The 22,830-nt window shown below is 58.5% G+C and carries 18 protein-coding genes; 9 read left to right on the top strand and 9 right to left on the bottom strand.

The annotated features are described in order from the left end of the window. Positions 1–2: 2 nt before the first annotated feature. The 5 genes from AB4Z23_RS09800 to AB4Z23_RS09780 all read right to left on the bottom strand — a co-directional run bounded on the left by AB4Z23_RS09800 (position 3) and on the right by AB4Z23_RS09780 (position 6,481). Complete coding sequence (locus AB4Z23_RS09800; RefSeq protein ID WP_003513312.1) at positions 3–1,148, bottom strand: iron-containing alcohol dehydrogenase; 1,146 nt, start codon at positions 1,146–1,148, stop codon at positions 3–5. Further along, positions 1,145–2,533 (bottom strand): aldehyde dehydrogenase family protein, encoded by a 1,389-nt coding sequence (locus AB4Z23_RS09795; protein WP_421477157.1) that lies wholly within the window; start codon positions 2,531–2,533, stop codon positions 1,145–1,147. Before AB4Z23_RS09795 ends, AB4Z23_RS09800 begins: the two co-directional genes overlap by 4 nt. 18 nt (positions 2,534–2,551) lie before the next feature. Beyond that, the gene (locus AB4Z23_RS09790) at positions 2,552–3,916 is read right to left on the bottom strand and encodes a glutamine synthetase family protein (protein WP_013636540.1); all 1,365 of its coding nucleotides are present in this window, start codon (positions 3,914–3,916) and stop codon (positions 2,552–2,554) included. 64 nt (positions 3,917–3,980) lie between these two features. Then, complete coding sequence (locus AB4Z23_RS09785) at positions 3,981–5,495, bottom strand: amino acid permease (protein ID WP_003513319.1); 1,515 nt, start codon at positions 5,493–5,495, stop codon at positions 3,981–3,983. A 212-nt stretch (positions 5,496–5,707) separates the two neighbouring features. Continuing rightward, a complete protein-coding gene (locus AB4Z23_RS09780; RefSeq protein ID WP_421416608.1) occupies positions 5,708–6,481 on the bottom strand; it encodes an N-formylglutamate amidohydrolase in 774 nt (257 codons plus the stop codon). Between the two features lie 177 nt (positions 6,482–6,658). Here AB4Z23_RS09780 and AB4Z23_RS09775 point away from each other — a divergent pair, with 177 nt between their 5' ends. The 6 genes from AB4Z23_RS09775 (at position 6,659) to AB4Z23_RS09750 (ending at position 12,989) form a co-directional block, all read left to right on the top strand. Continuing rightward, positions 6,659–7,537 (top strand): MurR/RpiR family transcriptional regulator, encoded by an 879-nt coding sequence (locus AB4Z23_RS09775; RefSeq protein WP_003513323.1) that lies wholly within the window; start codon positions 6,659–6,661, stop codon positions 7,535–7,537. A 288-nt stretch (positions 7,538–7,825) separates the two neighbouring features. Continuing rightward, a complete protein-coding gene (locus tag AB4Z23_RS09770) occupies positions 7,826–8,932 on the top strand; it encodes an ABC transporter substrate-binding protein (RefSeq protein ID WP_003513325.1) in 1,107 nt (368 codons plus the stop codon). A gap of 202 nt (positions 8,933–9,134) precedes the next feature. Next, positions 9,135–10,019: an ABC transporter permease gene (locus AB4Z23_RS09765; RefSeq protein ID WP_003513327.1), complete on the top strand. Its 885-nt coding sequence runs from the start codon at positions 9,135–9,137 to the stop codon at positions 10,017–10,019. Further along, positions 10,016–10,798 (top strand): ABC transporter permease, encoded by a 783-nt coding sequence (locus AB4Z23_RS09760; protein WP_003513330.1) that lies wholly within the window; start codon positions 10,016–10,018, stop codon positions 10,796–10,798. Before AB4Z23_RS09765 ends, AB4Z23_RS09760 begins: the two co-directional genes overlap by 4 nt. Before the next feature lie 13 nt (positions 10,799–10,811). Beyond that, positions 10,812–11,870: an ABC transporter ATP-binding protein gene (locus AB4Z23_RS09755; protein ID WP_003513332.1), complete on the top strand. Its 1,059-nt coding sequence runs from the start codon at positions 10,812–10,814 to the stop codon at positions 11,868–11,870. 75 nt (positions 11,871–11,945) lie between these two features. Beyond that, positions 11,946–12,989, top strand: coding sequence for a zinc-dependent alcohol dehydrogenase family protein (locus AB4Z23_RS09750; protein WP_013636543.1), 1,044 nt, complete (start codon positions 11,946–11,948; stop codon positions 12,987–12,989). A 47-nt stretch (positions 12,990–13,036) separates the two neighbouring features. On the opposite strand, the gene AB4Z23_RS09745 is transcribed toward AB4Z23_RS09750, so the two are convergent. Next, positions 13,037–13,681, bottom strand: coding sequence for a hypothetical protein (locus AB4Z23_RS09745; RefSeq protein ID WP_421477155.1), 645 nt, complete (start codon positions 13,679–13,681; stop codon positions 13,037–13,039). Positions 13,682–13,881: 200 nt separating this feature from the next. Here AB4Z23_RS09745 and AB4Z23_RS09740 point away from each other — a divergent pair, with 200 nt between their 5' ends. Next, entirely contained in the window at positions 13,882–14,658 is a 777-nt protein-coding gene (locus tag AB4Z23_RS09740; RefSeq protein WP_112682246.1) for an AAA family ATPase, read from the top strand. Between the two features lie 79 nt (positions 14,659–14,737). Further along, positions 14,738–16,069 carry an MFS transporter gene (locus AB4Z23_RS09735; RefSeq protein ID WP_441360073.1) on the top strand — a complete coding sequence of 444 codons (1,332 nt, stop codon included), beginning with the start codon at positions 14,738–14,740 and terminating at the stop codon, positions 16,067–16,069. Positions 16,070–16,138: 69 nt separating this feature from the next. On the opposite strand, the gene metH is transcribed toward AB4Z23_RS09735, so the two are convergent. Next, on the bottom strand, positions 16,139–19,912 hold the full coding sequence (gene metH / locus AB4Z23_RS09730) for a methionine synthase (protein ID WP_019565253.1): 3,774 nt from the start codon (positions 19,910–19,912) through the stop codon (positions 16,139–16,141). A 179-nt stretch (positions 19,913–20,091) separates the two neighbouring features. Between metH and AB4Z23_RS09725 the strand changes: the two genes are divergently transcribed. Then, positions 20,092–21,351: an AGE family epimerase/isomerase gene (locus tag AB4Z23_RS09725; protein WP_162995195.1), complete on the top strand. Its 1,260-nt coding sequence runs from the start codon at positions 20,092–20,094 to the stop codon at positions 21,349–21,351. Positions 21,352–21,450: 99 nt separating this feature from the next. On the opposite strand, the gene AB4Z23_RS09720 is transcribed toward AB4Z23_RS09725, so the two are convergent. Together AB4Z23_RS09720 and AB4Z23_RS09715 are read right to left on the bottom strand one after the other, a co-directional pair. Then, positions 21,451–22,011, bottom strand: coding sequence for a dual specificity protein phosphatase family protein (locus tag AB4Z23_RS09720; protein WP_421416599.1), 561 nt, complete (start codon positions 22,009–22,011; stop codon positions 21,451–21,453). A gap of 202 nt (positions 22,012–22,213) precedes the next feature. Further along, positions 22,214–22,666 carry a hypothetical protein gene (locus AB4Z23_RS09715; protein WP_003513344.1) on the bottom strand — a complete coding sequence of 151 codons (453 nt, stop codon included), beginning with the start codon at positions 22,664–22,666 and terminating at the stop codon, positions 22,214–22,216. Between the last annotated feature and the right edge of the window lie 164 nt (positions 22,667–22,830).

Here is a 22,830-nt window from a genome sequence, read left to right as displayed (position 1 = left end):
CTTTAAAAGCAGTCCTCAAACAATTTCCTGGTATTCTCCAGCGTCATCGGCACCGGATTGCCGCCGCAGCTCGGATCCTTGATCGCTTCTGCCGCCAGTTCGTCGATGCGGTCAGGCTTAATGCCCATGGCGGTCAGGTTATCAGGCACGCCGAGTTCCTTGCGAAGCTCCAGCACATAATCATAGAAACCATCGAAACCGCCCGAAATGCCGAGATATGCGGCAGCGCGGGCAATCTTGTCTTCGATGGCCGGGCGGTTGAAACGCAGGACGGCAGGCATGACCACGGCATTGGTCATGCCGTGATGGGTGTTATAGACAGCGCCGATCGGATGCGAGAGCGAGTGAATGGCGCCGAGACCCTTCTGGAAGGCAACCGCCCCCATCGCAGCCGCCGCCATCATATTGGTGCGCGCTTCGATATCCGTGCCGTCCTTATAGGCGCGTGGCAGGAATTCCTTGACCAGACGCAGGCCTTCAAGCGCAACGCCGGCGCTCATCGGATGGAAGAACGGCGACGAATAGGCTTCGAGGCAATGGGCAAAGGCGTCCATGCCCGTGCCTGCCGTGATGACCTTCGGCATGCCGACTGTAAGCTCCGGATCGCAGATGACGACACCGGGCAAAAGCTTCGGATGGAAGATGATCTTCTTCACATGGGTCTGCGAATTGGTGATGACGCTGGCGCGGCCAACTTCCGAACCGGTGCCCGCCGTCGTCGGAACCGCGACGATGGGCGCAATCTTCGAGGCGTCCGCCCGCGTCCACCAATCACCGATATCCTCGAAATCCCAGACCGGGCGCGTCTGCCCGGCCATGAATGCGATGGTCTTGCCAAGATCGAGGCCGGAACCACCGCCGAAGGCGACGACGCCGTCATGGCCGCCATCGCGATAGGCTTTTACGCCGGCTTCCATGTTGATTTCGTTGGGGTTCGGATCGACGTCGGCGAAGATCGCCCGGCCGAGCCCAGCCTCTTCCAGTACATCGAGCGCATGCGCGGTAATCGCCATATTGGCAAGGCCGCGATCCGTGACGAGAAGCGGCTTCTTGATGCCGAGCGTCTTGCAGGCTTCCGCCAGTTCCTTGATCCGGCCACGGCCAAGCTTGACGGCGGTGGGATAGCTCCAGTTGGCGACGATATTCATTTCGTGACTTTCTTCAGATGGTAGGATTTCGGTCGGGTCAGGTTCTGGAAACCGAGAACGGAAAGCGAGCCGCCACGGCCCGTTTCCTTCACACCTGTCCAGCAGAGCGCGGGATCGAGATAATCCGCACGGTTCATGAACACGGTGCCGGTTTCGATCTCACGGCCGATACGCCCGGCACGCGCTGCATCCTGCGTCCAGAGCGAGGCGGTGAGGCCATATTTACTGTCATTCATCAGGGCGATGGCCTCGTCGTCGTTCTTCACCTTCATGATGCCAAGAGCGGGGCCGAAGGTTTCTTCGGTCATGAACTCCATGGAATGATCGACATTGACGAGCACTTGCGGAGCGACGTAAGCGCTCTCGCCGTCATCGGCAGGGAAAAGCTTGGGATCGACCAAAGCCTTGGCGCCCTTTGAGACGGCATCAGCGATCTGTGCGCGCACCACCTTGGCGAAACGCTTGTTGGCCATCGGCCCCAGTGTCGTTTCCTGTTCCAGCGGATTGCCGAGCTTGTAATTGGACACCCACGCCACGGACTTCTCGACGAATGCGTCATAGAGGTTTTCGTTGACGTAGATACGCTCGATGCCGCAGCAGCATTGCCCGGAGTTATAGGTCGCGCCATCCATCAGCGTATCGACGGCAGCGTCGAGATCAGCATCCTCCATCACATAGCCGGGGTCCTTGCCGCCGAGTTCAAGCCCGAGACCGGTGAAGGTGCCGGCAGCAGCGCGCTCAATAGCTCGGCCGCCTTCCACCGAACCGGTGAAGTTGACGAAATTGAACAGGCCCTCGGAAATCAGCGCCGAGGTTGTGCCGTGATCGAGGAAGACATTGATGAAGACATCGTCAGGCACGCCCGCCTCGACGAAAGCCCGCACCATCCGCTCGCCGACGAGAAGCGTTTGCGCCGCATGTTTGATGACGACTGTGTTGCCGGCCATCAGAGCCGGGGCAACGGTATTGATCGCCGTCATGTAGGGATAGTTCCACGGCGCGATGACGAAGATCACGCCATGTGCTTCGCGCTCGATGCGGCGTTCGAAATTGCCGCTTTCCTCGATGACGAGCGGCGCCAGCGCATCCGCGGCAATGGAGGCGACATAATTGGAGCGCTCGTTGAAGCCCTTGAACTCGCCGCCATAACGAACCGGGCGGCCCATCATATGCGCCAGTTCCGGCACCACCTCGGCCACCATTTCATTAAGGCGCGCCACACCTTTGAGAACCAGCTGAACGCGGTCCTCAAGCGGACGTCGCGCCCAGTCCTTCTGCGCCTTGCGCGCTTTCGAAACGGCGGCGCGCGCCGCTTCCAGCGACATCGCCTCCCGCTCGGCATAAACCGAGCCGTCGATGGGCGAGATATTCTGGATCATGGTCATGATGTTTTCCCGTAATGATTAGGCTCTCTCGAAACCGCGCGCCACTTCCCAGTCGGTCACGCGGCGGTCGTATTCTTCCTGCTCCCACCTTGCGGCATGCACATAGTGATCGACCACGTCGTCGCCAAAGGCCTCACGCAGCATTTTCGATCCGTCCAGGAAGGCGGTCGCGTCGCGCAATGTCTTGGGTATCTCGCGCACGTCCTTCCCGCCATAGGCGTCACCGACAAAAGCGGGCTCAAGTTCGAGTTTATTTTCAATGCCGTCAATGCCCGCCGCAAGAAGGGCGGCCATGGCGAGATAGGGATTGAGATCCGACCCGCCGACACGACACTCGATACGGATGCCCTTGGTTTCCGCGCCGCAAAGGCGGTATCCTGCCGTGCGGTTGTCGAGGCTCCATATCGCCTTGGTCGGCGCGAAGGTGCCAGCCATGAACCGCTTGTAGGAATTGATGTAGGGCGCCAGGAAATAGGTGATGTCGCTGGCATGCGCCAGAAGCCCGGCAACATAATGCCGCATCACATCCGACATGCCGTGTTCGCCATCCTTGTCGAGGAAAGCCGGCTTGCCATCCAGGCTCCACAGCGACTGGTGGATATGCGAGGAACTGCCAGCGGCATTGTAGTTCCACTTGGCAAGGAACGTCACCGCCTTACCCTTCGACCAGGCGATCTCCTTGGTGGCGTTTTTGATGATGGCGTGCCGGTCGGCCATGGTCAGCGCCTCGGCATAACGCACATTGATTTCCGCCTGACCGGGAGACGCCTCGCCCTTGGAATTCTCGACCGGAATTCCCGCACCCTGCAGGCCCTTGCGCAGCGCCCGCATGACGTCCTCTTCCTTGGTCGTCTGGAAGATATGATAGTCTTCGTTGTAGCCGCTGGCGAGGTTCAGGTCCCTGTAGCCGCTGGCGCGTGCCGCATCGAAGGTCTGGTCGAACAGGAAAAATTCGAGCTCGGTGGCCATATAGGCCTTCAGCCCCATCGCCTCCAGCCGCGCCACCTGCTTTTTCAGCAGCGCGCGCGGCGAATGCGGCACTTCTTCATGGGTGTGGTGATCGAGCACATCGCACAGAACCAGCGCCGTGCCTTCCAGCCACGGCACCTTCCGCAGCGTCGAAAGGTCGGGCTTCAGCGTATAGTCGCCATAGCCCTTTTCCCAGCTTGAGGATTTGTAACCGGGAACGGTTTCCATCTCCATGTCGGTGGCAAGCACATAGTTGCAGCTATGGGTTTCCTCAAAGGCGCTTTCAACGAAAAACTCCGCCTGGAACCGTTTGCCCATCAGACGCCCCTGCATGTCGACAAGGCAGGCCAGAACCGTGTCGATGCGCCCTTCGGCCACATCCATCTTCAGCGCGTCGAATGTATAGCTCGTCATTTTGTCCATCCCTTTTCATGTGGCGAGCAGGCGGCCGGTATGCGGCCGCCCGTCAGTTCGAGCATCAGGCCTTTGCAGCCGCCGCTGCCATGGCAGCCTGCTTGTGCTCCAGCGCGAACTCCTCTTCCGGCGACAGGATGAGGCGATGGCGTCCGACAAAGGCGAAGTAGGCAATCGCAACCGCAAACCATACGGCTACCCACAGCACACCCTTGGTGAAGTTCGGATCCTGGATCTGATAGAGCAGCGTCACGATGGCGATGATGATTGTCAACACCGCGCCCGGAATGCCGAAGGGCGAGCGGAACGGCCGCTCGATATGCGGCAGATTTTTCCTGAGCAGGATGAAGGAAATCGCCTGCAGGATGTAGGAGAACATCGCACCGAACACGGCCATGTTCAAAAGCACGCTGCCGATGATGCTGCCGCCCTGTTCCGCACCCAGCGAGAACCAGATGACGAGCATGACCGCAAGGCCGACGAGCGCGCCGGCAATATTGGCAACGTATGGCGTCCGGTATTTCGAATGAGTGATCGACAGCACTGTCGGGAAGTAACCCGCACGCGACAGCGAATAGATCTGGCGGCCCTGCGCATAGAGGATCGTATGGAAGCTGGCAATCAGGCCGGTCAGCGCCACGAGACCGAGCAGCACCACGCCGCCATCGCCGTAGATCGCCTTGAAGCCATCCAGCAGCGGTTCAAGCGAAGAGCTGAGATGAAAGGCGCCGACGCCCGGTAGTGACGGGTTCAGCAACACGATCATGAAGGCCGAAACCATCAGCGTGATGACACCGAGAATGATACCCTTGGGCATATCGCGTTTCGGATCAACGGATTCTTCAGCCGCCAGCGGCAGCTGCTCGATGGCGAGGAACAGCCAGACCGCAAAAGGCAGCGTGGCAAGAACGCCCGAAAAACCGAATGGGAAAAAGGAACCGTTGCCTTCCGGCAGCTCCACAGCCTTACCGTCGGGTCCGACACCGATATTAAGCGCGTAACGCGAAAAATCCATGTTCGGAATGGCGCTGACCCAGAAGAACACCAGAACGCCGAGTGAAATCAGCGTGATGACCAGGGTGACCTTGAAAGAAAGCTCAAGTCCGAAGACGTTGAGAGCAAGGAAGATCGCGTAGAAGGCTATCCACACGAAGGGTGAATAGGCCGGATCGAGGCCGAGAATGGAGTTCACATAGGCGGTGATGAAGGTAACGACGACCGCCGGCGTCAGCACATATTCGACATTCTCGCAAAGTCCGGTGACGAAACCGCCCCACGGGCCCATGGCCGTGCGGGCGAAGGAATAGGCGGCACCCGTGTGCGGCAGCGCCGGGCTCATTTCCGCAATCGAGAATGTCAGCCCGAGATACATGATGGCGATAATGATGCCCGCCACCAGCATGCCGCCCCAGCCGCCGGTGGAAAAGCCGAAATTCCATCCGGAAAAATGCCCTGATATGACCGCGCCGACGCCAAGCGACCACAGCGACCACACGCCCGCGTATCGGGATAGTCCACGTTTTTCGAAATAGGATGCATCAGCCTTCTTGTAGCTGACGCCTGATGATGAACCGTCCATGCCCTTCTCTCCTTAATAGAAAAAAAAGCCAGCCAGCCGTTATTGGCCGATTGTGCCCCCAGTTTCCGGCATCGCCCGGGAGGTTTCCCGCACTGCGCCGCACGCATCTGCTGTTCCCTTGCCGCTTCATGCCGTTCCGGCTTTTGTCGATTGCGGCAGTCTCATTGACGGTCGGCCGCGGTGTTTTCACCATAAGCCGCCCCATTGCTCCCTCACTCATCGATTGATGAGAGCGCCTTCCCCATAAGCTCGTGGAGAAAATCGGCAATTGCCGATTGGTCTCCTTCATTGGCGATCAGATCGTTGCGGATCTCGATCATGACGTTCAAAAGTCCGTCCGGCAGCGCATGCAGCCGCAATGTATGCGTTACACCGTCTTCCGGACCGTAGGGATCGTTGCGCTTTACCGTGAGCGCAGAACCCTCGGCGCCCACCAGCATCGCATCGGCCAGCCGGCTGTCAGTATCGTGCAGGATGCCGATCTGCACTTCACGGAACTGACCGTGATAGACCGGCGTGAAACTGTGAATGGTCACCACCACCACCTCGCGGCCGCGGTCCTGCCGCTCGGCAATAATCTCACTGACACGGTCGTGAAACGGCACGTAAAGCGCCGAGGTTCGGGCAAACCGTTCCGCCTCGCTCAGATCGAGATTGCCGGAAATATTGTAAATCTCGCTTTTGACCGGCATGGCAGAAGGCGATTCCGGCGGCCGGTTGCAATCATAGACCAGGCGCGAAAACCGCTGATGAATGAGCGTGGCATCAAGCTTCTGCGAAAGCAGCCTTGCAACCGCCAAGGCGCCCGGATCCCAGGCCGCATGGCTCGAAAGCACGTCCGGCGAAAGACCGAGCGTACCGAGTTTTTCCGGTATGGTGGCTGAAGCATGTTCGCAGACCAGAACGACGTCGCCCTTTGCTGCGGCGTTCTCGACGCCGACAGCCTGTCCTTCCGCTTCCGTGAAAAACCGTGAACGCACCGTCATGCACGCATCCCGCCCCGAAACCTGCCATTCCGCCGATGACGAAAAGAATTCTTCACATTATCGCGAGTGTCAAATGGAATTTTGAAATTTTCTCTTCATTTTCCCCATTGACTCGATAGCTGGCACAGATGCTTATATTCGCCAATACACCGGCAAAAAGACCGGAAGGGGAAAGATTTGCGCAGTACGACGGCCACCGTGTCGGATGTCATCCATGCCCACTATGACGCGCTGACCCGTTCGGAAAAACGGCTGGCGGAGAGCCTTCTCGGCAACTACCCCGTCTCGGGCCTCGGCAGCATCACCACGATTGCCGAAAATGCCGGTGTTTCGACGCCGACGGTGGCGCGCATGGTGCAGAAGCTCGGATACAAAGGTTACCCGGAGTTTCAGGCCCATCTGCACCAGGAACTGGAAGCGACGATCTCCGGCCCGGTTGCCAAACATGACCGCTGGGCAACCAATGCGCCGGGTCTGCATATTCTCAACCGTTTCGCCGACGCCATAACGGGCAATCTGCGCGACACTTTGAGCGATCTCGACACCGCGGTCTTCGACAATGCCGCAAGGCTGCTCTCGGACCGCAAACGCAGCATCTATTTCGTCGGCGGGCGCATCACCGGCGCGATTGCCGAATATTTTTTCACGCATATGCAGGTGATCCGGCCGAAGACGACGCTGATGTCGTCCAACTCCAGCGCCTGGCCTCAATATATGTTGAATATGAGCGCCGGCGATGTGCTGGTAATCTTCGACATCCGCCGCTATGAGCACGACATGACGACGCTTGCCGAGGTGGCGAAGGCAAACGGCGTACAGATCATTCTTTTCACGGATCAATGGACATCGCCGGTGGCGCGCCACGCGCTGCACACCTTCCGTGTGAAGATCGAAGCCCCCTCGGCATGGGATTCATCGGTCGTTACATTGTTTGTCGTCGAAGCGCTGATCGAAGCGGTGCAGAGCAGCACCTGGGATGAAACCAAGGAGCGCATGAACGCGCTGGAAGGCCTGTTCGAGCAGACGCGTCTGTTCCGCAGACCGGACCGGACATGAACATTAGTAGCCGGCACAGTGCTTGACGCGGAAACCGCCGGCTGATTGGATACCTGAAATCGCTACCAGCGCGATAAAGCGGGATAAAAACAAGCTGGGGAACATATCTGTCCAACACGAATGATGATGGGATTACCCCGCGATTGCAGGCACAAAGCCGGGTGATGGCGGAAAATGGGCGTAAAGTGACGGAATCCGGATAAATAAATTGCAATCCAGCCGTCACATTAGCTTCATCCAGAATCCGTATCAGCGTCCGTAATACGAGAACACGAAGAGGAGAAAAAAGTGATCTCTCATTGCCGTCGACTGCTTGCTGCCACCACCGCTCTGGTAATGGCCTCCACCGCGATCGCTGCCGCTGCGCCAAGCGCCGAACTGATCGCTGCCGCCAAGAAGGAAGGCATGCTGACCACCGTCGCGCTGCCGCACGACTGGTGTGGTTACGGCGACGTCATCGCCGCTTTCAAGGCGAAATATCCGGAAATCACCGTCAACGAACTCAACCCCGACGCCGGCTCTGCCGATGAAGTTGAAGCGGTAAAGGCGAACAAGGACAACAAGGGCCCGCAGGCTCCTGACGTTGTCGACGTCGGTCTCGCTTTCGGCCCGCAGATGAAGGCCGAAGGCCTGCTGCAGCCTTACAAGGTCTCCACCTGGGACGAAATCCCTGACAACGTCAAGGATCCGGAAGGTTACTGGTACGGCGACTATTACGGCGTGATGTCCTTCTTCGTGAACAAGGACCTCGTCAAGAACGTGCCGAAGGATTGGGCCGACCTGCAGAAGCCGGAATATTCCGGTCAGGTAGCGCTTGCCGGCGATCCGCGCGCTTCCAACCAGGCTATCCTCGGCGTTCTCGCCGCCGGTCTTGCCAGCGGTGCGAAGTCCGGCAAGGAAGCCGGTGAGGCAGGCCTGAAATATTTCGCCGAGCTCAACAAGGCTGGCAACTTCCTGCCAGTCATCGGCAAGGCCGGCACGCTGGCACAGGGTGCTACCCCGATCATCGTCGCCTGGGACTATAACGCGCTCTCCTGGAAGAAGACGCTGAACGACAACCCGCCCACGGAAGTCGTGGTTCCGGAAAAAGGCGTTCTGGCTGGCGTTTACGTTCAGGGCATTTCCGCTTACGCCCCGCATCCGAACGCTGCCAAGCTCTGGATGGAACATCTTTATTCCGACGACGGTCAGCTCGGCTGGCTGAAGGGTTATTGCCACCCGATCCGCTTCAACGCGATGGTCAAGGCCGGCAAGGTTCCGCAGGAACTGATCGACAGCCTGCCGCCGGCAGCAGCCTATGAAAAGGCAATCTTCCCGACGCTCGAAGATGTCGACGCCAACAAGGCCGCCGTTACCGGCGGCTGGGACAGCGTCGTCGGCGCGAACGTGAAGTAACCTTTGAAAAATACACCCCGGCTTTTCAAAAAGCCGGGGTGCTTCTTTGACAGCATTTCAGGTAAAACTCCCTAGGTTTTACCCCCGGAAATTGCACAAAACAAAGATCGAAAGTGCGTCTGACGATTCCGTTTTTACCGGACGTGCGATAATACAGAACTTTATAGACAGACCGTTTGAAAACGGCGTTTGGGGACCAGGCATGCCATCAACCAACACCGGCGGACCATCCGATGCGGGCAGAAAGTTGCCGCTTCATTGGTTAGGCGTCGTACCTTTTGCTGTTTTTGTTCTGCTGTTTCTGATTTTTCCGACGATGAAAATCGTGGTCGGTGCGTTCCAGCGTCCCGATGGCAGCCTGACGCTGGAAAACGTCGCCGGGCTTTTCACCTCGTCCATCCTCGCGGCCTACTGGATTTCGATCAAGATCAGCCTCGCCTCGGCGGCTCTTGGCTGCCTGATTGGTTTTGCCGTCGCCGCCGCCGTGGTTCTGGGCGGGCTGCCGCAGCGCATTCGCGGACCACTCCTGACATTTTCGGGCGTCGCATCGCAATTTGCCGGCGTGCCGCTCGCCTTCGCCTTCATCGCCACACTCGGCCCGGTCGGCCTACTCACCGTGTTTTTGAAGACGCAGATCGGCATTGATCTGAGACTCCTCGGCTTCAACATCCTGTCCTTCTGGGGCCTGACAGTCACCTATCTGTTCTTCCAGATTCCGCTGATGATCCTCATCATCACGCCGGCGCTTGACGGATTGAAGCGCGAGTGGCGCGAAGCTGCGGAAATCCTTGGCGCGACCGGCGTGCAATATTGGCGCATGGTGGCCTTCCCCATCCTCCTGCCATCGTTGCTTGGCACCATGTCGCTGCTGTTTGCCAATGCATTCGGTGCGGTGGCCACCGCGATCGCGCTTACCGGCTCGTCGCTCAACATCGTGCCCATTCTGCTTTTCGCGCAGATCCGCGGCGACGTTCTCGGCAATCCGCATCTGGGTTACGCTCTCGCCTTCGGCATGATCGTCGTCACCGGCATTGCCAATGCGCTTTACATCTGGCTGCGCGCCCGTAGCGAAAGGTGGCTCAAATGAAGAAATTCTTCGCCTGGGGCGCGCTGATCTTTGGCCTGCTCTATTTCGCCCTGCCGCTGATCGGCATGACCAACTTCTCGCTGAAAATGCGCCGCGGTGAATATTCCTTCGACGCCTATGGCAAGGTGCTCACCGACCCGCGTTTTCAGGAAACCTTCAGCTATTCGGTGGTGATGGCTCTCTTCACCATCGTTTTCGGTGTGCTGCTGGTGGTGCCCACGGCCTATTGGGTCCGCCTAAAACTGCCGGGCCTGCGCCCCTATATCGAATTCATCACGCTCCTGCCGCTGGTCATCCCGGCCATCGTCATCGTGTTCGGTTATATCAGGCTTTACAACACCTCTAGCTGGCTTCCGCTGACCGGCACGACCTTCGGCACCAACCTGCTTTTGATGTTCGGTTATGCCACGCTAGCCTTGCCCTACATGTACCGCGCCGTCGATACTGGTCTGAGGACCATCGACGTCTCGACGCTGACGGAAGCGGCGCAGAGCCTTGGCGCGGGGTGGACGACCATTCTGTCGCGCATCATCCTGCCCAATGTTCTGGTCGCCGTGCTGTCAGGTGCGTTTTTGACCTTCGCCATCGTCATTGGTGAATTCACCATGGCCGCCCTTTTGAACCGCCCGGCCTTTGGCCCCTATATGCAGCTGCTTGGCGCCAACCGCGCCTATGAACCGGCTGCACTTGCCGTGATCTCCTTCGGCATCACCTGGGGTTGCCTTGGGTTGATCCAACTCGTTTCACGCTACCAGAAGGGCGCGCCTCCCAAGGCCTGAGGACAAGATTTTCATGAGCTTTTTGACACTTAGCAATATCAAGAAATCCTTCGGCTCCGTACAGGTCGTCCATGATTTCAACATGGCCATCGAAAAGGGCGAGTTCGTCTCCTTTCTAGGCCCGTCGGGCTGCGGCAAGACCACCGTGCTGCGCATGATCGCCGGTTTCGAAATCCCGACCGGCGGATCGATCGTCATCAACGGCAAGGACCAGACGACGCTCAGGCCCAACCAGCGCAATATCGGCATGGTGTTTCAGGCCTATGCGCTGTTCCCCAACATGAACGTCTACGAAAATGTCGCCTTCGGGCTCAAAGTCGCCGGCAAGCCGAAAGCCGAGATCGATGCACGCGTGAAGGAAATGCTTCAGCTCATCCATCTGGAGCATTTGGCGGATCGTTACCCCTACCAGATGTCAGGCGGCCAGCAGCAGCGCGTGGCGCTTGCCCGCGCATTGGCCCCGAAGCCGGAAGTGCTTCTGCTGGACGAGCCGCTTTCCGCGCTCGATGCCAAGATCCGCGTATCGCTGCGCGAAGAAATCCGCCAGATCCAGAGAAAGCTCGGCATCACCACGATTTTCGTGACCCACGATCAGGAAGAGGCCCTGTCGATCTCCGACCGTATCGTTGTCATGAATTCCGGCCGCGCCGACCAGATCGGTTCGCCCTTCGATATCTACAACAAACCCGCGACCCGGTTTGTCGCCTCCTTCGTCGGCACGCTGAACCTGATCGACGCAACCGTCGTCGATTCCTCTACCAGCACAATTCGTGTCGGGGAGCAGAACGTGACCCTCCACAAGCCGGTCGATGTTGCAAACGGTGAAAAAATCACCCTCGCATTGCGCCCGGAAGCAGGAGCTCTCGGCGCTGACGCGAAGGGAGACGTCGCTATTTCCGGTATCGTCACCTCAAGCCAGTTCCTGGGTTCGGTCATCCGAACCCGTCTTGATCTCGGCGGTTCGACCTTGTCTTTCGACATGTTCAATGATCCCGGAACCGCACCGCCCGCCCTGGGAGAACAAGTAACGCTTAAATTCGCGGCTGGTGATCTTATGGTGATCAAAGATTAAATGGCTTTTCTCCAGCGTCGGAAGCAGATAGAGCAGGTATAATTCAAATCTGCTTACCGACAATGTGAGGCCAGGATGCGCGCGCTTTTTTACGAACTGTTCGGCGAGACCCCGATTGTGGCATCCCTGCCTGATCCGGAACCGACCGACGGCGGCGTGGTCATCGAGGTGAAGGCGACGGGCCTCTGCCGCAGCGACTGGCATGGCTGGATGGGCCACGATACGGATATTCGCCTGCCGCATGTCCCCGGCCACGAATTCGCCGGCGTTATCGCCGCGGTCGGAAAGAACGTTACCAGGTTCAAGACAGGCGACCGTGTCACCGTTCCCTTCGTTTCCGGCTGCGGCCGTTGCCATGAATGCCGCTCCGGCAATCAACAGGTGTGTGAGACGCAGTTCCAGCCCGGCTTCACCCATTGGGGTTCTTTCGCCGAATATGTCGCCATCGATTACGCGGACCAGAACCTTGTTCATCTGCCTGATACGATGAGCTACGCCACTGCCGCCGGTCTCGGCTGCCGTTTCGCCACGTCCTTCCGGGCTGTGACGGACCAGGGTCGCCTGAAAGGCGGCGAGTGGCTGGCGGTACATGGCTGCGGCGGCGTCGGCCTCTCCGCCATCATGATTGGCGCAGGCCTCGGCGCTCAGGTCGTCGCCATCGACATTGCGGAAGACAAGCTCGAACTTGCCCGCCAACTGGGCGCAACCGCCACCATCAACAGCCGCTCGGTTGCCGACGTCACGGAGGCGGTGCGCGAAGTGACCGGCGGCGGCGCGCATGTCTCTATCGACGCGCTTGGCCACCCGCAGACCTGCTGCAATTCCATCAATAACCTGCGCCGGCGCGGGCGCCACGTTCAGGTAGGGCTGATGCTGGCCGATCACGCCATGCCAGCCATCCCCATGGCCCGGGTTATTGCCCACGAGCTGGAGATTTACGGCAGCCACGGCATGCAGGCATGGCGCTACGAAGACATGCTGGCGATGATCGAGAGCGGCAAGCTCGCGCCCGAAAAACTGATCGGCCGCCACATCACCCTTTCCGATGCCATCACCGCCCTTCCCGCCATGGACCGTTTCCAGGAAAGTGGCATCAGCATCATCGACCGGTTCGAATAACAGTCACAGCCGGAACGTCCCGGAAAATGCCGTTTGTCTAGACGGCATCAGGGATTCCTGCGTCCGAATGGCCGTGCTGCCATCCCCGCGCGATTTGGCGCGGCCTCCGGTCTTCTGGTCGGCGGTGCAACCTCATTGAGAGCGGGCGTATAATCCTGGGTAACTGGAGCACGTTGCTGACGTATGGTCGGCGGACGGGGTTCCGGTAATTCGACGACCTCCTCGATATCTTCCCGCTCGAGACGAGCGTTTCTGCTACCCGACCGATAGTACCAGCGAATACCCCTGCGCAGGAGCACGAACAGGCCCACGAGCAGCACAAACCCACCTATCAGTCTCCCTATAGGCTCAGCCGCCTCCGAAGCCGCCGCACGTTTTTTGCGGTCGTCGACGGTAGGGTCAAATCCAAGCATACTGGAAATGCCCTTAAGGCCCACCTCGTCCAACTTCACGTATTGGTCGCCATTATAAAGAACATAAGCGTCGCCACTACTGCTGTTCAGATAGCCGAGGTCAAAGAACTTCCCTTCCACCACGAAAGTCGTTTGATTGGGCAAGTCGTAGACCCTGTCGATCGTCTCACCGCGACTGAAGCCAGGCACCGCAAAAAACCGAAAACGCTTGGCATCGGCATCCACAGCAGACGCGAACAAAAATATGATGGCGACGTAAACCAGCGCAATCTGATTCATATCTTCCCCGCAATACAAAAATATCGGGATATATTTCTACAATCGCCTTAATATAAAATTTAATCGATGACTATTCATTTAATTACTTTGAAAATACACAGATGTAATTTTGATACTTATAATATACACCAATATAATATATTCCTCTTCCGCGGGAAACGGACGCACAGAAAAAGAAGCATCGATAAAGAGGATTGAAAATGCTGTTTCTCGACAGCGTGACCATGAAGGAAACTCCGGACCGAAGGGACGAATACCCCTTTACCGTTCCGGCGCTGCGCCAGCTGGAACGCCTCGAATTCAAGACGCCGATCACCTTTTTCGCCGGCAATAACGGCTCCGGCAAATCCACGCTGCTGGAAGGGCTGGCGGCCGGAATGACGGCCTATGCCATCGGCAATCATGGACAGGTTGCCGGCGACCTCTATCTTCAGCATGCGGAAACCGTGGCGAAGGCATTCTATTTCGCCCGCAAGAAATACCCGAAAATCCGCATGTTCATGCGCGCCGAAGACGTGCTTGGCTACATCCGCAAGCAGAATGAAGAGACCCTGGATGACTTTCGCTGGGAGCGGGAAAAAGCCCTGAAAAGAGGCGAAGATTTTCCCGAGGAAACACCGGACACTTTCAGGCATATCGTCAGAAGCAACGTCATAGACCGGCGTTCGCATGGCGAGGGATTTCTCGATATCATGCAGCAGCGCCTGCACGGCGCCGGCCTTTATTTTCTCGATGAACCGGAAAGTCCTCTTTCACCGCAAAAGCAGCTGGAGCTTGCAGCCCTCGTCCGTCACACGGCAGATAGTGGTGGGCAGTTGATCATCGCAACCCATTCGCCGGTGCTCTTGGCCATTCCCGAAGCGACGATTTATTACTTCGACGAGAACGGCATCACCGAGCGTCTTTATGATGAGCTGGAAAACATCAGTTTCCTGCGGCGCTTTCTTGATCGTCCATCAAAATTCATGAGCGATTAGGAGCTGATAAGGCTTGAAATCGCGCATCGCTTGCCTCATGCCCATTAGCAACATGTGAATTAGAAAAAGAAGCAGGCTTATGTCTCCCACCACCACACCGGCAGCTGCCCGGCCCCTGAACAGGCAGGACTACAGAACTCTCGGCCTTTCGGCCCTCGGCGGCGCGCTGGAGTTCTACGATTTCATCATTTTCGTGTTTTTCGCCACCGTCATCGGCCATCTGTTCTTCCCGCCGGAAATGCCCGATTGGCTGGTGATGATCCAGACCTTCGGCATCTTCGCCGCCGGTTATCTGGTGCGGCCGCTGGGCGGCATCGTTCTCGCGCATTATGGCGATCGTTATGGCCGCAAACGCGTCTTCGCCTTCTCCATCCTGCTCATGGCGCTTTCGACGCTCGGCATGGCGCTGATGCCGACCTATGCCACCATCGGCGTTGCGGCCCCCATACTGCTCATCGTCCTGCGCATGCTGCAGGGTGCGGCCATTGGCGGCGAAGTGCCGGGTGCCTGGACCTTCGTTGCGGAGCACGTGCCCTTTCGCCGCGTCGGGCTCGCCTGCGGTTTTCTGACGTCCGGCCTCTCGTTCGGCATCATGCTCGGTTCGCTGATTGCCTTTGCCATCAATTCCCTCTTCTCAGCAGAAGATGTGGCGGCCTATGCATGGCGCATTCCCTTCCTGCTCGGCGGCATATTCGGCCTGATTGCCGTGTATCTGCGCCGCTGGCTGGAAGAGACTCCGATCTTCATGGAGATGAAAAAGTCGAAGTCGCTGACGGACAAGCTTCCGCTTGGCCTCGTGCTGAAGCACCATATGCGCGGCGTGATCATTTCCGCGCTGCTGACCTGGGTTCTGTCCGCAGCCATCGTCGTTACCACGCTGATGACGGCAACCTTCCTGCAGAAGCTCTATGGCTACACACCGACGCAGGCGCTAGCAGGCACCAGCTTCGGCACGCTGTTCCTCATCTTCGGCGTCATCATCGCCGGCGCATTGATCGATCGTGTCGGCTCCGGCATTTTCTTCATCGCCGCCAGCATCTTCTTCGGCATCGCCACCTTCACTTTCTACAGCTATGCCGGCACATCGCTAGAAACCATGTTCGTGCTTTACGGCGTCATGGGCCTGTCGGTTGGCATGGCGGGTGCAGTGCCCTATGTCATGGTGCGCGCCTTCCCGGCCTCGGTCCGCTTCTCGGGCCTCTCCTTCGCCTACAACGTCTCCTATGCCATCTTCGGCGGGCTGACACCGATTGGCGTAACGATGGCGCTGGCCGTCAATCCAATGGCGCATGCGTGGTATCTGGTGTTCATCGCCGTCCTCGCCTTCTGCATCGGCGTTTACCTCTATCTGCGCGGCAGCGAGATCGAAAGCCATGTCGGCATAGAGGAACTGGCGGCCTTAAGGTCGTAAGCCCAAAGACGACACAAAAAAGCGCGGGCAGGACCCGCGCTTTTTATTGCAACAACGGTGGCCGAAACGTCAGGCCGCGCTGTCGATCTCCTCGGCACCGTTTACCGGTACGTAGTTGAGCACCGGTCCGAGCCAGCGCTCTACCTCTACCAACGGCATGTCCTTGCGACGCGCATAGTCCAGCACCTGATCGCGTTCCACCTTGGCAACACCGAAATAATAGCTCTCGGGATGGCCGATATAGAGGCCGGAGACGGAGGAGCCGGGCCACATGGCATAACTCTCCGTCAGTTCCACGCCCGCCGCGTTGGTGGCGTCGAGCAGGGAGAACAGGGTTTTCTTTTCGGTATGATCAGGCTGGGCCGGATAACCCGGCGCAGGGCGGATACCGGCATAGGCCTCACCGATCAGCTCATCGCCGGCAAGAGCTTCTTCGGGCGCATAACCCCAGAATTCCTTGCGCACCCGCTCATGCATACGTTCGGCAAAGGCTTCCGCAAAACGGTCGGCCAGCGCCTTGACGAGAATCGACGAATAATCGTCATTGGCCCGCTCGAAGCGTTCAGCAATCGCCACCTCCTCGATACCCGCCGTGACGACGAAGCCGCCGACATAATCCGCAACGCCGCTATCGACAGGCGCGACGAAATCGGAAAGCGCCACATTGGGGCGTCCGTCACGCTTGGAAAGCTGCTGGCGCAGCGTGAAGAAGGTCGCCAGTTCTTCGGAACGGTTTTCATCCGTGAACAGCCTGATGTCGTCGCCCACCGCATTGGCGGGCCAGAAGCCGATAACAGCCCGCGGCCGGAACCATTTTTCCTCGATGATCTTCTTCAGCATCGCCTGCGCATCGGCATAAAGCTGCCGCGCGGCCTCACCCTGCTTCTCGTCTTCAAGGATAGCGGGATAACGACCCTTCAGCTCCCAGGTCTGGAAGAACGGCGTCCAGTCGATGTAACGGGACAGCTCCTCAAGGTCATAGGTCTCGAACACCTTGGTGCCGAAGAATTGCGGCTTCACGACACTATAGGTCGACCAGTCGATCTTGTGCGCATTCTCGCGGGCGCGGGAAAGCGGCAGACGCTGCTTTTCGCGCTCATTGCGGGCATGCGCCTCCGCCACCTTGGCATATTCAGCCCGGATGCCGTCGATATAGGCTGGCTTCTGCTCGGCGGAGAGAAGTGCGGAGACGACGCCCACCGCACGCGAGGCATCGGTGACATAGATCGCCTGGCCCTGTTCGTAGCGCGGATGGATTTTCACCGCCGTATGCACGCGGCTCGTCGTTGCGCCGCCGATCAGCAGCGGGATGTTGAAACCCTGCCGCTCCATTTCCGCCGCCACATGCACCATTTCATCAAGCGATGGCGTGATGAGACCGGAAAGACCGATCACATCGACCTTTTCGGCAATCGCCGTTTCAAGGATTTTCGTCGTCGGCACCATCACGCCGAGATCGATGATCTCGTAATTGTTGCAGGCAAGAACGACGCCGACGATATTCTTGCCGATATCGTGCACATCACCCTTCACGGTCGCCATCAGCACCTTGCCGGCGGCCTTGTTCTGTTCACCGCCATTCAGGCGCTTTTCCTCTTCCATGTAAGGAAGCAGAACGGCGACGGCCTGCTTCATCACGCGGGCGGATTTCACCACCTGCGGCAGAAACATCTTGCCAGAGCCGAACAGGTCACCGACCACGTTCATGCCCGCCATCAGCGGCCCTTCGATGACATGCAGCGGGCGGGCGGCCTGCTGGCGCGCCTCTTCCGTATCGGCCTCGATGAATTCGGTAATGCCGTTGACCAGCGCGTGTTGCAGCCGCTTTTCGACGGAAAGCTCGCGCCAGGAAAGATCCTGCACCTTCGCCTGTTTTTCACCCGTGCCGCGGAAACGCTCCGCCACGTCAAGCAGCCGCTCCGTCGCGTCGTCGCGGCGGTTCAGCACCACATCTTCGCAGGCCTCACGCAATTCCGCATCGATGTTGTCGTAAACCGCAAGCTGCCCGGCATTGACGATGCCCATATCCATGCCGACCTGGATGGCGTGGTAGAGGAACACGGCATGCATCGCCTCACGCACCGGCTCATTGCCGCGGAAGGAGAAGGACAGGTTGGAAACGCCACCGGAAATATGCGTGAGCGGCATGGTTTCGCGGATGGTCTTGGTTGCTTCAATGAAGTCCACGCCGTAATTATTGTGCTCCTCGATACCCGTGGCCACCGCAAACACGTTTGGATCGAAGATGATGTCTTCCGGCGACAGGCCCGCCTTTTCGGTCAAAAGCTTGTAGGCGCGCGTGCAGATTTCCACCTTGCGCTGATAGGTATCCGCCTGCCCGACCTCGTCAAAGGCCATGACTACGACCGCAGCACCGTAATTGTGGACGAGCCGCGCCTGCTGGAGAAACTTCTCCTCGCCTTCCTTCAGCGAAATCGAATTGACGATCGATTTGCCCTGCACGCATTTCAGACCGGCTTCGATGATTTCGAACTTGGATGAGTCGATCATCACAGGCACGCGGGCAATATCAGGCTCGGCGGCAATGAGGTTCAGGAACTCCACCATCGCCTTTTGCGAGTCGATCAGGCCCTCATCCATGTTGATGTCGATGATCTGCGCACCGTTTTCCACCTGATCGCGGGCAACAGCCAGCGCCGCCGTGTAATCGCCGGCGGTGATCAGCTTGCGGAAGCGGGCCGAGCCGGTGACGTTGGTACGTTCGCCCACGTTGACGAAGGGAATGTCCTTGGTCAGCACGAAGGGTTCGAGACCCGAAAGCGACATAAAGGGCTTGTGCTCGGGAATGGGGCGCGGCTTGTAATCCTTGACGGCTTCGGCAATCGCCCGGATATGCTCGGGCGTCGAGCCGCAGCAACCGCCGACGATGTTGACAAGACCGTCGCGGGCAAAACCCTGCACCTGGCGCGCCATCATCTCGGGTGTTTCGTCATATTGCCCGAATTCGTTCGGCAGGCCGGCATTCGGATAGGCGCAGACGAAGGTGTCGGCCACATCCGAAAGCTCCTGCAGATGCGGACGCATGGCATCTGCACCAAGAGCGCAGTTGAGGCCGATGGTGAAGGGGTTGGCGTGTCGCACCGAGTTCCAGAAAGCAGACGGCGTCTGGCCGGACAGCGTGCGGCCGGAAAGGTCCGTGATCGTGCCTGATATCATCACCGGCAGACGGATGCCCTTTGCCTCGAAGCGCTCCTCGCAGGCGAAGATTGCGGCCTTGGCGTTCAGCGTATCGAAGATCGTCTCGATGAGGATGATATCCGCGCCGCCATCGATCAGCCCGTCGATCTGCTCGCCATAGGCGATGCGCAGATCGTCGAAACTGACGGCACGGTAACCAGGATTGTTGACATCAGGCGAAATCGAGGCGGTGCGGTTGGTCGGGCCGATAGCGCCCGCAACGAAACGGCGGCGGCCATCTTCGCGCTCAGCCCGCTGGGCAGCACGGCGGACGATCTGCGCCCCTTCGCGGTTGAGATCGTAGACGGCATTTTCCATCTCGTAGTCCGCCTGCGCGATGCGCGTCGACGAAAACGTGTTGGTTTCGAGAATATCCGCGCCCGCCATCGCATAGCGATAATGGATTTCTTCGATGGCATCCGGCTGGGTCAGGATCAGAAGGTCGTTATTGCCCTGCTGGTGACAGGCGCAGCCGATAAAACGATCACCGCGAAAATGATCTTCATCAAACCCCAGTCCTTGAATCTGCGTGCCCATTGCGCCATCGAGAATGAGGATACGTTCGCTGGCGGCCTGGCGCAGCGCGCGCAAAATTTCCGCGCCGTCGCGCTTTGCCCCTTCAGGGCCGAACAGATCGTCAAACACGGGCGCACTCCTCATTTCGATTTGCAAGATCGCAAGCCGTCAAGTCACATAAAGATATGTTTATGTCAATATATCTTCAAGGTATAGGTATGGCTTTGCGTCGTTGCGGCAGACTACGAAATTTCACTGACAGATGACAGGTTTATGCAGCAAGGATATAAGCCGAAGCAGCAAACCGTATGGAGGACGAAATGCCCGAGGACGACCACAACAACCGGAACTGGAACACCTTGCCATGGCATCGCCAGTGGCTGGTCAAACAGGCCGATGGGCTTTTCGACTTCTTCCAGTACCGCGCCGTCAATCCGGCCGGCGGCTTCTTCGATCTCGACGCCAAGGGCGCACCGCTGCAGAAAAACGATCCCGTGCGCGGCATCCATGCCTCGGCACGCATGGTGCATTGCTTCTCCATCGGCCACCTGCTCGGACGACCGGGCTGCGGCGATATCGTCGACCACGGCATGACCTACCTCTGGGACAATCATCGTGACAGCGAGCACGGCGGTTATTTCTGGCAGGTCAACGATGGCGGCCCGGTGGACGCCACCAAACAGGGTTATGGCCACGCCTTCGTGCTTCTGGCAGCTTCCTCCGCCAAAACTGTCGGCCACCCGCTTGCTGACAAGATGCTGGCCGATATTACCGAGGTTCTGGAAACCCGTTTCTGGGAAGAAAAACACGGCGCTATCGCCGAGGAATTCAACCGCGACTGGTCACCCGTCGACAATTATCGCGGCCAGAATTCCAACATGCATCTGACCGAAGCGCTGATGGCCGCCTATGAGGCGACCGGCGACAGCAATTACCTGACAAAGGCCGAACGCATCGCCGATCTCGTCATCCGCCGCCGCGCCGGTGAGCTGGATTTCCGCGTGCCGGAGCATTTTGACGAGAACTGGACGCTCGACAAGGAGTATCGTGGCAACGAAATGTTCCGCCCCTCCGGCTCCACTCCCGGCCACTGGCTGGAATGGGCGCGCCTCATCCTGCAATTGTGGGTGCTGGGCGAACGCCGCCACGACTGGATGCCGGTGGCGGCAAAATCGCTCTTCGTGCAATCCATGGCGCTTGGCTGGGACCGCGAAAAAGGCGGCTTCTTTTATACGCTCGACTGGCACGACAATCCCGACAAGACGGCAAAGCTCTGGTGGCCCATGTGCGAGGCGGCGGGTGCAGCCCACTTCCTCAACGAAAATCTGCCGGCGGACGAATTCTACGAAGACAGCTACCGCCGCATCTGGAGCACGATCGCCAACAATTTCATCGACCACGACAATGGCGGCTGGCACGAGGAGCTGACGGAAAATCTGATTCCAGCCAACACGCTATTCCCCGGCAAGGGCGACATCTACCACGCGCTTCAGGCCTGCCTGATCCCGCTATTTCCGGCAACGGGAAGTTTGACGAAAGTGATCAAGGAAGGCGGCGGCTCCTATTGAGGCCGCTGCAAGAATGAAGCATCTGACACGCTCCGTCATACCGGACGTGATCATGCTGGACCCCGGATCAAATCCGGGGTGTCGGCATATCGAGGCGCCTCAAAATCCGATAGTTTCCTCGAAATCATCCCAGGACTGGTACATTTCATAACGGCCGATACCCGGGATCGGCACATGTCCGTAATAGGGTGAAAGCTGGAACTCGGCGGCAGCCTCGCTTTTGCCGGCAATAGCGCTCACATAGATCGCGGAGGCGAGCCCGGTTCGGTTGGCGCCGTGTTCGCAATGGATGAGGATCGGTTTTTCAGCGTTGCGCAGCACAGCGACGAGCGTTTCCGCTTCCTCCACCGAGACCTTCTCGCTTGAACTCAGCGGATAATCGACCAGCCGGACGCCGTTGTTTTTCGCTGCCTGGCTTTCGGCGTCATACCAGCCTTCACGCTTTTCATCGCGCAGATTGATAATCGTCTTGATGCCGTAGGCCTTGGCATAGGCAGTGATGTCCTTGCCGCTCGGCTGGGCCGAACGATAAAGTTCGCCGGGAATGACCTCGTGAAAATTTCCGGTCAGCTGGCCGATGCCCATATGCGCGCCGGCCAGAACCGGCAGAGCCACCAGGCCAATGGCGGCAATTTTCAGAAACTTCAGAACTATACGCAAAACCTAAACCCGCAACATTCATCGGACAGGTGGGCAGGTGGCATTGCAAATCGGCGAAAACAAGTCCCGCAACGGCGAAAGCGGCCTCGGCGTGGCCGGCAACGACGCGGGCACCTTTACGAACCCCTTGCGAAACAAGGGATTCAGGCGACAGCCCGAAAATGTTCAAGAAACCGTGAGGGTCGGAAGCAGCGACAGCCGTTCAATCGAATTCTGCAGAAACGATGGTGACGCGCCATTCCAGCCGTTGCGGATCTACCGTTTCATTGTTGCGCAGTCGGAAAGAGCGGCAAGCGGCAAAGGTCTCCCCGGCCTCGATCCGCCTTTCACTCACCTGATAGGGATCGAAGGCGACGGAGGCGCGGAAGGCAGGCTCGAACCCTTCAAGCGTATAGGTCAGGCGCTGCACGGCAACATTATTGTCGTTGCGGAAGCTGACGCGGATCGGCAATGCCGCATCCGTGCACGCCGCATCGAAGCTAGCCGTCGCAATGACATGGTCGAGCCGCTGGCTACCGCGCTGCCAGTCGTAAATGACAAAGGCGGCAGTGGTTCCCCAGATCAACAGCAGGCAGATGACGACCGGTTTAAGGTGCCGCGGAAACGCGATGAGGGTGAGAAGAAGAATGGCACTGAGAACGGCTCCGACAATCACGTCGCCCCTCCCCCATGAAAACTAACCCGCATGCGATCCTGTCCTCCCTTACCCATTCCTGCCCGCAACATCAGCCCTATCCAGGTGCCGAAGCACCGGCATTGCCGCAGACCGGCACAACTCTATGGTCGTGCCCCCCGCTGTCAAGACAACCAAGCGTGACC

Origin of the sequence: Agrobacterium sp. MCAB5, from assembly GCF_052114365.1 — a bacterium.
GTDB classification, from domain to species: domain Bacteria; phylum Pseudomonadota; class Alphaproteobacteria; order Rhizobiales; family Rhizobiaceae; genus Agrobacterium; species Agrobacterium tumefaciens.
This window is presented reverse-complemented; position numbering and strand designations above follow the sequence as displayed.